The sequence below is a fragment of the Candidatus Zixiibacteriota bacterium genome (assembly GCA_026397505.1).
Lineage (GTDB): Bacteria > Zixibacteria > MSB-5A5 > GN15 > PGXB01 > JAPLUR01.
In genome coordinates this window covers 1-12,908 of the sequence record JAPLUR010000047.1, presented here as the reverse complement: position 1 = coordinate 12,908, position 12,908 = coordinate 1, and the positions used below count along the sequence as shown (strand labels likewise).

The following is a 12,908-nucleotide window of genomic DNA, read 5'->3' as shown; positions in this document are numbered from 1 at the left end:
GTCGCAAAGATCGTGCATAGAAACTGAGAAAATCGTATAAGTCCTATTCCCAACAAGGTCTTATCCAAGTTACATCTTTAATTGAATAAATCGCAAGTACTTTTTATGAGGTCATGGGAAAATATTTCTCTGCGGGAATGGTCTGAAAGAAAAACTTGATTATAGATTGAAAAAAATCTATGCTTGATTTTGAAAGCCTGCTATTTGAAAGGAGATGTAATGAAAAACATCCACTGGTTGCTGGCCGCATTGCTTTTTGCCGGCTGCGTTTTTACGGCGCAGGCCGATGTCGTAATTAAAAAGAAATCAACTTTTGGCGGCGTGATGGGTTTCGGGGCTTTTGAGGCCACCGAAACCGAATATCTCAAGGCCGACCGTTGCAGTGTCGAACGCGTTAAGGCGAAAGGGAAGGGAAAGGAAGAAATCCAGATAACCCGCCTTGATAAGGAATTGCTCTGGGACATTAATCCGGACAAGAGGACTTATAAGGAAACCCCGCTGGCTTCTTTAAAAGAGTTGATGGCTCAGTCAAAAGAGTCTCAGGAAGAGTATGGGGGGCGGGAAGAGGATTACAGCGATACTACCTACGAATGGACGGTCAATATTCTGACCCCGGATGGGACCAAGGATGTCAATGGCTTCGGCTGCCGGAATGTGATCGGGAAAGCAATTGGCGTGAACAAGAAAGACTCGACCGATAAGATCCGAATCACCTATGATTTCTGGCTGGCCAAGGATGTCCCCGGGATGGCGGAGATGGAGGAATTCTACCGCAATTATGCCAAAGTCCTCGGCATCGATGAATACCAGGCACAGCAGGGAATGTCCCAGATGACCGGCAAATATGCGACCCATTTCGGGGAAATGTCACAGAAAATCAAAGAGGCTGGCGGATTTCCTATTAAGGTTTCATTCCTGGTCGAAAAATCTGGTGGAGAAGGGAGTGGTGAGGGGGGCGAGGAGGCAGCCAAGGTAATGGGAAAAATCGGCGGCCTGTTCGGGAAAAAACAGGCTCCCAAGTCGGCCGACGGCATGACCACCATTATGTCGTTCGGGACCGAAGTATTGGGAGTCGAAGCCGCCACCATTGATGCCGCTAAATTTGAGGTACCGACCGACTACAAGAAAAAGTGAATTTATTCGGGCAGCAGATCGGTCTGGGATAAAGGAATCATTTTCGATCCCATATTGGGGAAATAAATCCCCAATTCGGCCGCCCGAATAACCGGAAATTATGGTTGACTTGGGCTGTAACGGATTGATATATTTCTTTTGATAATTTCAAATTCGAATCTGGTAAGGGATTAATGGGTCGACTTATTGCTCATGCAGGATTCGGGGTGTTGCCAGATGACCCAATACTATATTCTTTCATGGAACGCTTGAAGCCCAACTGAAGTAAAGGAAATATTCGTGCCGATAAAATTCACTAAAGCAGCCGACTCTGAGCATAAAGAGAAATTGACGTCATCGCTGATTGCGGCCGCCTGGCGGACCGGCGCCGCCTATGCCGGCGAAAAAGCCCCTTTTGAAGTCCTGACCGCTTTTGTCGGCGAGGGAGCCGATATTTCTATCACCGGCAAGAGCGACAACGGGAAAAGCCTGGGTAAAATCAAAGATAAAATCAAGAATAATAAATTCATCGGTGAATTTGATATCCCCGATGATATCAAGCTTGATGATTTTGTCTTTTTCGAGGTCGATCTATCCAAGAATGGGGTGAAGGGTGATTCCAATCGAATACCGGTTCGCCCGGCGATTAAAGTCACTAACATGAAATGGAGCGCCAAGGAGGCACGAAGAGGAGATACCCTGACTCTCTCGGCCGACATCGACCAGGTTAAAGACGGCACCGAAGTCATGCTCACCGTCTATGAATATGACCGGGATAGCATTCATGACAAAATCGTCGAATTGCCGACCGCGGTTCAGAATAAAAAGATTGAACTCCTCTGGGAATATGAATATCACGAAGATACCGACCAGATACCGACCGACGAAAAAATGAAGAAATATGGCAAGAACTATAACCCCCCGGAATACTTTTTTACAATTAAGGTGGAAGGGAAGGAATTCGGCACCAAACAGGAGTCAGGGATTTTGACTTTCAAGGACTGGCTGGAAATTCGGGTGGTTGACAAGGTGGGGCGTCCCCTGCCCGACCGGGATTGCACGATCACGCTCCCTGACGGCACTCAGAAGAAGGGGAAAACCGACGCCAACGGGTATGTTCGGGTGACCGATGTTCCGCCCGGCGAATGCAAGGTGGAATTTTCAGAGCCTCAGCAACAACAACAGCAGAGCCAACAGACAGGTAGCAATTAGGGAAATTATGGCTGAAGGAATCTCGGCGGTTAGCGGCAATAAACTGAAGATTGTGAGCGACTGCGCTCTTCTGGACAAATGCCCAATCCAGAAAGCGATCAAGTTTAAGGAGCTTTATTTCCAAGCGCTGGGTGACCTTGACGAGGCGAATCTGGCTCATGCCGAATATCTCCGCATGGCCTACTTTGTGGCGCAGGTTGCCGATAATGCCGATCAATCCAAGGCTTTTCAGGGTAAGGTCTGGAAGGAGATGCGTCCCAAGAAGGGCGTTGATACGGCCATGACTGCCGAGGATACGGCAATTTATGAGGAGATTGTATGGCGGCAGAAATTCATGGAGATGAAGAAACAGCAGGCAGGCGATGCCGCCCAGCGGCTGATTGATTTCATTACAGACCAAAGCTTTGAAACCCATATGGTTCAATTTCACAGTAACTGCCAGATCAGCCTGGAAACCGCCAAGCAGTATTATGATGTTGATCACCTTCCTCCTCAAAGCAGTCCCGATCAGCCTATTCTGCGCGAAATTGACCATTACCTTGCCCTGTTGACCGAACGTCTGGTTGTTACCGAACAAGGTCAAAGTTTCCTCAAGAACCTTTTTGACGAGGATTGGGTCAAGAGCCATGTCGCATTCTCGGACGTATGGGATTATGCCGGTAAAGTGAATTCGATTCTGGAACCGGTTGGGAAATTCGTTTACAATGCTTTTCCTATCCTCAATATTCAAATTAAGAAAGTGATTGCCAATCGATCCGTGCAGTCAATTCCCGATGTAATTAATAGCTCCGAACTTTCAAAGTCGATCAAGTTTCTAGAAAAGAAGCTCAAAATTGATATTCCTGATTACTTTGAGAAGCGAGCCGAATACTTCGCTACCAAGGGCGAAGCGATGATGAATCGTCTTCGGACGACCCACGAATTCGATGAAATTCTAAATGAATTTACAACTCTGGGCAGTCCCCGGTACGATCCGGCCTTCAAAGCGGAGCTGGACAAGATTAAAGGCAAAGAGGCGCTGGATAATGCCTGGATCGGGCTTTCCATCGATATGGGCGCCTTTCTCATTTCATTGGTAAAAATACTCGCTGATTTGCGCAATGCGGAAGGGAAGGATTACCTGAATGCATACGGCAATCTGATGGGTTTGGCCAAGACCATAACTGACAACGTAGCCACTCAGGCTGAATACAGCAATAAGCCATTGCGGGCCGCGGCGGCAAAGAAACTTGCGATTGGATTGGGCGTTGCAGCCGGCATTGCAACCATAATCCTGCAGTTCCTTGAAGTCTACGAAGGAATAAAAAGCCGCGATTGGGATGTAATGGGTCTTAATGTTGTCGGCATTGCAATAACCGGCTTTGGTATTTATGGAATAATAATGGATATTTCGTGGATAAGTGGCTTCGCTGCGGTTCTCACATTCGCTCTGGCAATCGTGATGGCCGCTGTGTTGGATTCTAAATTGATTGATTATCTCGAGGATACCTATTGGGGCGAGGACGGAGTCATTGCCATCAAGGACACTGTTTCGGAGTATTTTAAGAAGATGTTCACTCTGGAACTTTCATTCAATAGAAATGATTTTGACGCCAACAATTCCTGTCTTCGAGCCGAGTGCTGGACCGTTGCCGAGGGTTCACCGGTTTTTGTGGAAATCCTCGAGGAAGATAATAGCAACAACTCGCTCCAGGTGCAGGCCATTTACCCCAATCTCACTTCAGTGGCCAAAAAAGGAAGGGTGGTCAAGAATCTTCCTCTTCTTCAACCGCCCAATGTCGAAATCTATGACCCGTGGGATATTTGGCCTGGAATCGCCCGCGACGATCGTGCTCGCTATACTATTAAAGTTGGAATTGACCCCAGCGATGACATTACTATGAAAATCGACGATATGTCCCTCAACAAAACAATCTCCGGTGTGACATTTCCTGCTAAGCAGGTACCGATCCTGCTCAAGGAAATCGCTGTCAGCGCCGGCAATCTCGGGCGCCCCTATGGCAATCAAGTTTCGTTCATCGGGCCGAGCGCCACCCGGGGAGATTTCTATGCCGCCTATCCAGCTTCCGGGCTAATGTATATCAATGTCTACACCAAATATGGAAGCGCGGGGAAATTGAGAGTCGAGGTCTTTGATGTCGGCTTTTTCACAAACGATTTGATCAGCGACAACAATAATCTTCCGATAACCGCGCGCAATTTGAACGTCGACGGAACGATTCTCGATGAAACTAAGGTCAATTTCATGATCAAACCGCCCCCGCCAGATGATTATTATACAATAAAATGCCGGATCACTCTGTTTGATTCGGGCGGCAAGGAATTGTATAAGACAGAGTATAGCTCGGTAAGAATCGCCACTCAGGAATATATAGATAAATTGAAAGCGAACACGTGATGATTTCACATTGGGTATCGCTTCCTTCCGGCGCCGCTGCTTTACAGAATCGGCATCGGAAAACAAACTTCTTGACAACAAATGGATTTGGATATAATATTTTGGCATATCGCAACTTAGCCATAACAGGTTGTATCAGTAATTGAAGATTCATGTAACCTTTTTGAGGGATATATAGGCTCCTATGGATATCGCCAACTACTCGTCGGATTCAAGAGCTGTTATCAAGAGTGCCCGTGAGGTTGCCGCCGCTTTCCGTCATCCCGAAATCGAAATTGAGCATCTTCTCATCGCCGCCATCAGGCATGAGAGCTCCGGGGTGGAAACAATCCTTAATCAGTTGGGAAAGAACCGGGCATATCTAGAAGCAATGGTGGAAGAGTTTATCAAGGAACAGCCGCGGAAAAGCACGGCCAGAGATAGTCTGACCATCGCCCCGGCCGTCCAGGATACTCTTGCTCAGGCGCTCGAGGAAAAAGCCAAGCTATATGATGCTCTGGTGGAACCGGAACATATTTTTATTGCCATTCTTGACCCCCGGTCGAAATTGTCGCCATATCTCCGGGATAAAATCGATATCAGTAAAGAGGTTATTTATAAGGCGATCGCCGACAGCAAATCCATACAGGAAATTGCCACTACCACCGGGCCGTCTGGGGTATCGGGGGAAGCCGAGGGTAAAAGGGAAGTTGCCGGGACGCTTCGCTATTGCATTGATATGACCAATCAGGCGGCCGCCGGGGAATTCGATCCCCTGATCGGTCGCGAGAAAGAAGTTCAGCAGCTTATTCAGATACTGCTTCGCCGCCGCAAAAACAGCCCCGTTTTGGTTGGCGGCGCCGGAGTAGGCAAGAGCGCCATAGTCGAAGGGTTCGCCCAGGCGATAATTGCTGGAAAAGTCCCCAAAACCCTTTTGGGCGTCAAGGTTATGTCACTCGATATGGGTTCTCTGGTGGCCGGCGCCAAATATAAAGGCGAATTCGAAGAACGGTTCAAGGCTCTGGTCAGCGAGGTGGTTAAATCGGGCGGAAAGACCATCCTTTTCATCGATGAAATCCATACTATTGCCTCGGGTGGATCCGGGGGCGGCATGGATGCCGCCAATCTCATCAAACCGGCTCTCGCCCGCGGCCAGATTCGTCTCATCGGCGCCACAACCGAAGAGGAATACATTAGGCATCTTGAGAAAGACAAAGCCCTCGATCGCCGCTTTGAGAAGGTCAAAGTAGCCCCGCCCAATTTTGATGAAGCGGTTCGCATTGTCAAGGGCGTCATCCCCAAGTATGCCGAGCATCACAAGATAACCTATACCGATGAGGCAGTAGTGGCCTCGGTCAAGTATGCTCAGAGATATTTGAGTGAGCGAAATCTCCCCGATGTGGCCATCGATATTGTTGATGAAGCCGCCTCGGAATTCAGCGTCAAAGAAGAGTTTGCCAGGGTCAAGATTCCGGCATTGGCCGCACAGATTGAGGAAGTCCAGAAATTGATTCAGGCCTGCGAAGGTAAAGATCCTGATAAAGACAAGGAAGATTTTGACAAACTCCAGATCGCCTATGATGATTTCACGCGCAATATTGAAAGCCTTAAGGGTCACTGGGGGCAGCGGGTTGAATCTCTGACAGGAGCCAAAAAATGATTACCAAGAAGATAAATCTGGCGGAGATCAAGAAGGATTTAGCCGACAAAACCCAAATGTTCAATGACCTTAAAGCAGTTGTTGATACCCTTGAACACAAGATATTTGATGCCGATATTGCCGCCGTCGTAGCGCGCCGGACTGGAATTCCGCTCTCCAAGATGATGACGGCCGAAAAGGACCGTCTCATCAATATGGAAGCTTACCTTTCGGCCAAAATTATCGGTCAGGATAAGGCGATTTCGGCTATCGCCAATGCGGTTCGTAAAGCGCGAGCCGGTCTGAAACTGCCCAACCGTCCCATGGGGTCTTTCCTTTTCCTCGGCCCCACCGGTACCGGCAAAACCTATTTGCCCAAGCTCCTGGCGGAATTTCTGTTTGATGACAAAAACGCCATGGTAAGGCTCGATATGTCGGAGTTCATGGAATCGCACTCGGTGGCCAAGATGATCGGCGCCCCTCCGGGATATGTCGGTTATGAAGCCGGTGGGGTTCTCACCGAAGCGGTTCGCCGTAAACCTTTTTCCATAGTCCTCTTTGATGAGACCGAAAAGGCACACCCCGATGTTTTCAATGTCCTGCTGCAGCTTCTGGATGACGGTCGTCTGACCGACGGGCAGGGGAGAACGGTCGATTTTTCCAATACTATGGTTGTGCTCACCTCCAATTATGCCGCCGACAAAATCCTGGAAGCCGACCGTGAAGGACGAGAGGTCAATTTGGATGAGGTGCGATCTTTCCTATTCAAGAAATTCCGTCCGGAGTTTCTCAATCGTCTCAATGATATCATTATCTATCATTCCTTTTCCCAGGAGCAGATCGAGGTTATCGCCGGGCTGGAATTCCAAACCCTGTGCGGTCTGCTGAAGGACCTGGATATTAAAGCGACACTCAGCCCCGAAGCCAGGCATAAGCTGGCCGTCGATGGCTATACTTTCGAGCTGGGCGCCCGCCCCATTCAGAGAATTATTGAAAAGGAAATAATTAACCGCCTGTCGGTTGATATTATCACGGGAATAATCGCCCCCGGCGATCAGGTTATGATTGATGTCAAAGATGATGCTTATGTCTTTAGCCTAGCAGAGAAATCCAATAATTAATTTATAACACGGAGGAATAAATGGCCAAATTCATTCTCGGCGCGACCGAAAAAATCCAGAAGGATGATTCCATTCCGGTCGAACTGCTTCCTTCCAATAAGATCCTCTATGCCGCCCGGCTCAACAGCGAAGAGGAACCCGATGTGACGCCGACGCGGTGCAACAATCTCAAGGAAGTATTCGAGAAGTTCCGCCCCTCTTTCTCGGCGGAACTGGAATCGACCGACGGGCAGCAGGTGAACGCCAACTTCGAGGTCAAATCAATGAAGGATTTCACCTCCAAGGAGTTGATTGAGAAGAATGACTATCTCCAGCAGGTCTACTACGGCAAGGAGATGCTGTCCGATCTGGAAAAGCAGTTGAAGAAAAACAACGCCCTTAAGAAGACTCTGGAAGACAAGGAAAAGAAAGAGGCTTTGTTAAAAGTGGCGAAATATTACATTGACCTACTGAGCGAATAGGAAAGAGGTGAACATAAATGGCTGATGAAGAAAAAAGAGAAATGAAACCGCAGGAGGCCGAAGCAATGGCCGCCGCCCCGAAAGAGGCCGTGGAAAAAGTCTCCGATGAAGAGTTCGCCTCGATTATGGGTGATGCCTTTGCCGATTTCAGCAAACTGGCCAACCTTCTACCGTCATTCAAGACCGCCGATGGTGACCTCGTGCGCGGCGTTGAATGGCTTGACCCCAAGAAAGATTTCCAGAGAAAAGACTTCCTGAGCAAACCCGACTTTGCCAAACAGCGGAAACTTCTCGTGCATCGTCTCAAAATCTGGATGGATTTCCTTTCCCGGAGCGGCAGTTTGGATGATATCCGCAAAAACCTCAATGAGGAAGCGGCCAAACTGGAGACCAACCTGGAAAAGAATATGCGCAAAGTGCATAAAGCTTCCCGGGAAATGGAGACCACCTATCGGGCGGTCGACAAATTCTTTGCCAATGCTCAGCAGGAACCGGACGAGAAGGTAAATGCCTATTTTGCCAACATCAGCGCCGAAGAGCTTACCAATCCCAATGATAAGGAGAAATTCGAAAATCTTACCAAGGCGATTGCGGAGCTTTATCGCGAATGGAGCATCAAGGAATGTTTTGCCATGTGCGTTGTCCCCGGTTATCTGGGAAGCGTCGAGAATATCGATACCTTTGGTCGTCAGCTCGGATTCCCCAACAAAGTGCATATTTTGACCGACCTGCCGAATTTTGAGAAATTCGAAGAGGTCATGGATATGCTGGAGGATCCCAGCTATGCCAACCTTATGGGCATCGACAATTACAAGCAGTATGTTTCGGTTTTCGCCAACTACCTGATGGCCCGCAATGCCAACCAGTATGAGGATGAGGATATGTGGACTCCTCCCTCGGCGGCCGTGGCGGGAAAAATGTATCAGGGTGATACAATCGTCGGCATGCAGCAGCCGATGGCCGGTTTTAAGTACGGCAAAATCAGCGATGCCAAATACCTGCGATTCAAAGCCAACCAGCCGGACGCCAGCAAGATTAACGAAAAGGGCGTCAATCCCCTGGTCAGTTTCGAGGGGACGGCGGTCGCCATGGGTGCCGCGACCCTCTTTTCAAAGGAAACATTTAATGTCTATTCCATCCGGCGTACCTATGACTACGTTTACAAGACCATGCGCAACTATCTCAACAAACAAACCTTTACCGTCATCGATCAGAAATTTATCGATGCCATGCGGAAAGATATCGATAAATTCATGAAGGCGATTACCGGCGGCGATAATATCCTTCAGGATTATAATGTCGTCATCTTCGCTGACGATGAGATGCGCAGGCGCCAGGAAATTGATGTTAAAGTCAGCCTCAACCCGAAATACCCGGCGCGAACCTTCAATATCGAGTTTGTCGCCTGGAATCAGGACAATCAAACGAATGTCAAAGATAAATAGGAGATCATTGCCTAAGTTTGAAAGGAGGCGAGTCCGGGAAAAGCATTTGGATTTTCGTATTGGCAGATGGAGTGTGAATCTATAACTAATATAAAGATTAAGGAGAGATAGTATGGCACGGAGACCAATTCTCGAAATTGACGGTGTTGTTTACAAGAACGTTTATGAGATCTCTTATGAACTGTACACCGCCAAAGACGAAACCGGCCGTCCCGCCGACCGCGCCCACGCCGGCGTTATCCGGGTGACGCGCGAATCGGACGAAAAGGCCGATATTGCCCGCTGGGCAATGGATTCGAGCAAGCCGAACTGGAAAGCCGGTAAGGTCACATTCAAGAATCCCGATGATGCCACCATGAAGGAGTTGACCTGGGAAGAAGGCTTCATCACCCGCTATGAGGAGCATATCCCTCATGTCAAGCATCAGCCGGATGATCAGGTATATGAATACTTTGAAATCTCCTGCCACAAGCTGATAATCGGCGATGCCGAGATAGATAATCGCTGGCAGGAATAACCATTCTTGTTTTGCCGGGCGGGAAGCCTTATATTTCCGCCCGGTAAACACATTATAGCGAGGCGATATGTCCGGAGTTCAAACAGAAGCTGCCTGTACCATCCGCGTGGATAATAAAAAAATAGAATTTGATATTTCCTCGGTTACTCTCGCCCAATATATCGATTATCATCATAGTGTTGAAGTCAGGCTGAGGCAGGTGGGGAAAGCCTCCGGCAGCAAAGATATTGACGATCCTGCCAAATATACCGGCTTTTTGGGCAAATCCATTGCGGTCAATATCAAGGTGACCAGCGGCGTGGTCGATGCTTCCCGCGAACTGGAATTCATCGGCATTGTAACCGATGTTGGTCTGGAAAGCAGTATCGACGGACTCAATACGGCCATTATCAAAGGATATGGCCCGACCATTGCTCTCGACGGAGCCAGGAAATATGCCTTTTTCGAAAACCAGAGCGCCAGCGAAATAATCGGCGCCATTGTGCGCAATTATCCTATCACCGTGGGAAATATCGAGTCAACCAAAGGGACGATGAAATTCACCGTTCAGTACCATGAAACCGACTACGCCTTTATCACCCGACTGGCTTTGGAAGCGGGGAAATACGCTTTCTACAACGGCAAGGAATTTCGGCTGGTCAAGGCCAGCGGCGCAGATATTGAAGAACTGGTCTGGAGAGAAACCCTCGGGTCATTTAGCTATAATCTGGGAACGGGTGTTACCGACTATCATGCCGATGTCTATAATTACGAGCAAAGCAATACACTTACTCAGGATACGAAATCGCTTCCAGCGCAGTCGGCGCTGGGGAATCTGTCCAAGCTTTCGCCCGATGCCTCCAAGAATATCTATTCCGAATCCAGTTACAGTTTGAGGGCCAAACATGTCCCTGATGCGCAATCGCTCGATGACATCCTGCAGAATGAGAAAAGCGGCTCTCTGGGGCGAATGATCTTGTGCCGGGGCGATTCGATTGTACCCAAGATAATGGTTGGTCGCTGTGTCAAGATCAGAGGAATGGACAAGCTGGATGGCTCCTATTGGGTCACCGGTGTTGTTCACAATTTTGACGAAAGCGGCAAATATGCCAATTATTTCGAATGTCTTCCCTTGGATATCGCCGCCCCACGGACGCTCCTGGAGCCAAAACAGATAACAGATCTTCAAAGTGCCGTGGTTGTAGACAATAACGACCCGGATAAAATGGGCCGCATCAAAGTAAAATTCCCATGGAGCGGCAATAATACTACTCTTTGGATACGCTTCATGACACTGCACGCCGGAAAAAGCCTCGGCTGGTTCTGTCTGCCGGAGATTGGCGATGAGGTCCTGGTCGGATTTGAAAGGGGAGACCCTGACCTGCCCGTCGCCCTGGGCGCCCTGACCAATAAAGACAATTCTCCGCACTCCGACACAAATAACCCCCAGAATGATGTTAAGATGCTGCTCACCAAGGGGGGAAATCAGATCTATATCATGGATGAATCCGGCAAAGAGCAGATAAAGATTGCCATGAAAGGCGGTCAGAATAGCATTGTGATGGAGCTTTCCAGCCCCCCCAAGATCAGCATTGAAAGCCAGGGAGATATCAGCCTGAAAGGGCAGAATATCACTATCGAGAGCCAGCAGAAAATGGTCTTGAAAGCGGGGACCGATCTGAATGCCGAAAGTATAAACATGGGTCTGAAAGCTTCGGCAAATTCCAATATTGAAGGAATGATGGTGAATGTAAAGGGAACACCCATCAAGTTGAATTGAACAGATAATGGACTATCTTGCTTTACCGTTTATTCTGAAAGAGGGTTATCTGGGGCGGTGCAATCTGGAGGAATCGATAACCTATTCGATCGGCCTTCTGTTGAGCACCCGGCCGGGCACCATTCCCTTTAGTCCCGAATACGGATGCAATATCTGGGACAAGGAATTTTCCGATTTGCAGACGGCCAACAAGACCGATGTCAGAGGGGGGCTCAGAAATTCCATTGACAAGTTTGAGAAGAGACTTTACAACGTATCGATCTCCTTCCTTCCGATGGATGATGGTTCTCTTCATACTCTCGGGCTGGCGGTGAAAGTCACCGGCAACTACCGCGATGGCAATGAGGAAATGAAATATGAGGCCACTTTCTATTTAGGTTAGTGCCTGCCGAAACAGGATGTAGGAATGACAACAAAGGAATCACGGACGCCGGAGAAGATTTTCTCCGATATGCATCGGGAACTGCGGGTATGGAATCCGGAAATACCGGAATCTCCGGACCGGCTGGATCCGATTCTAAAAATTCTTCTGCAAATTTACGCTCATCAGCTTTCCATTATCGACAAGCGTATCGATATGGTCTGGGAGATGGCTACCAATTCGCTGATTCGCTCGGTCTGTCCGGAAAGCAAGCGCTGGCCGGTGCCCGCCTATACGGTGATGCGCTGCAGGCCGACCGACCCGGTGGTTGATGTGGACCATCATTCAAGATTCTTCTATAAAGAAAAGAGGGAAGGCGGTCAGACTTTCTTCTTCTCGTCGCTTCGAAAGGAACGTCTGCTGACCGCCGAAGTGCGATATGTTTTCCTGACGATTGGCGACCGGGTCATGAATCTATCCCCGTCAGGAGGGGCTGGCCTGCCCTCTCAGCCGCGCTCCCAGGTCACATCACTTCCATCCGGCGGTCACGGTCACATATATATCGGCATTGATTACGCCGGGCCGGCCGGCAATTTTCACGGCGCCGCTCTTTTCATCAAAGGCATCCCGGATATACTGAAGCAATTGCGATGGGCTTATTGGCATCCCGGTTCACAAACGGGGGGCTTTTCTCAGCAGAGTGGATTCTGCCCGGGCCTGGGCGATGGAATCAGCGAGATGTTTATCATCGGCGGGCGGGCCATTGAGTGGGGTGGCATGCGTACCGGGCGCGATCTCTTCAAGGCGCTGGAGGAAAATTTTATCATTTTTTCTGAAAAGTTCACCTCTTCCTGGGAGTCAGGCCCAATCAATAAGGAATTGGCGCATGCCTGTGGCGCAAGC

The 12,908-nt window shown here is 48.9% G+C and carries 11 protein-coding genes; all 11 read left to right on the top strand.

Annotation, left to right across the window (positions count from 1 at the left end; translation table 11 throughout):
• The first annotated feature begins 219 nt into the window (after positions 1–219).
• The gene (locus NT002_03745) at positions 220–1,134 is read left to right on the top strand and encodes a hypothetical protein (GenBank protein ID MCX6828377.1); all 915 of its coding nucleotides are present in this window, start codon (positions 220–222) and stop codon (positions 1,132–1,134) included.
• A 279-nt stretch (positions 1,135–1,413) separates the two neighbouring features.
• Positions 1,414–2,325, top strand: coding sequence for a carboxypeptidase-like regulatory domain-containing protein (locus tag NT002_03740; protein MCX6828376.1), 912 nt, complete (start codon positions 1,414–1,416; stop codon positions 2,323–2,325).
• 7 nt (positions 2,326–2,332) lie between these two features.
• Complete coding sequence (locus NT002_03735) at positions 2,333–4,723, top strand: hypothetical protein (protein ID MCX6828375.1); 2,391 nt, start codon at positions 2,333–2,335, stop codon at positions 4,721–4,723.
• 184 nt (positions 4,724–4,907) lie between these two features.
• Entirely contained in the window at positions 4,908–6,362 is a 1,455-nt protein-coding gene (locus NT002_03730) for an ATP-dependent Clp protease ATP-binding subunit (protein ID MCX6828374.1), read from the top strand.
• The gene (locus NT002_03725) at positions 6,359–7,462 is read left to right on the top strand and encodes an AAA family ATPase (protein ID MCX6828373.1); all 1,104 of its coding nucleotides are present in this window, start codon (positions 6,359–6,361) and stop codon (positions 7,460–7,462) included. Before NT002_03730 ends, NT002_03725 begins: the two co-directional genes overlap by 4 nt.
• A gap of 20 nt (positions 7,463–7,482) precedes the next feature.
• A complete protein-coding gene (locus NT002_03720) occupies positions 7,483–7,923 on the top strand; it encodes a type VI secretion system contractile sheath small subunit (GenBank protein MCX6828372.1) in 441 nt (146 codons plus the stop codon).
• A 17-nt stretch (positions 7,924–7,940) separates the two neighbouring features.
• Positions 7,941–9,368 (top strand): hypothetical protein, encoded by a 1,428-nt coding sequence (locus tag NT002_03715; GenBank protein ID MCX6828371.1) that lies wholly within the window; start codon positions 7,941–7,943, stop codon positions 9,366–9,368.
• A 112-nt stretch (positions 9,369–9,480) separates the two neighbouring features.
• Positions 9,481–9,885, top strand: coding sequence for a type VI secretion system tube protein TssD (tssD, locus tag NT002_03710; GenBank protein MCX6828370.1), 405 nt, complete (start codon positions 9,481–9,483; stop codon positions 9,883–9,885).
• 67 nt (positions 9,886–9,952) lie between these two features.
• Positions 9,953–11,644: a type VI secretion system Vgr family protein gene (locus NT002_03705; GenBank protein MCX6828369.1), complete on the top strand. Its 1,692-nt coding sequence runs from the start codon at positions 9,953–9,955 to the stop codon at positions 11,642–11,644.
• A gap of 7 nt (positions 11,645–11,651) precedes the next feature.
• On the top strand, positions 11,652–12,026 hold the full coding sequence (locus NT002_03700) for a GPW/gp25 family protein (protein MCX6828368.1): 375 nt from the start codon (positions 11,652–11,654) through the stop codon (positions 12,024–12,026).
• 24 nt (positions 12,027–12,050) lie between these two features.
• Positions 12,051–12,908, top strand: an 858-nt coding sequence (locus NT002_03695; GenBank protein ID MCX6828367.1) for a hypothetical protein, incomplete at its 3' end; no start/stop codon positions are given.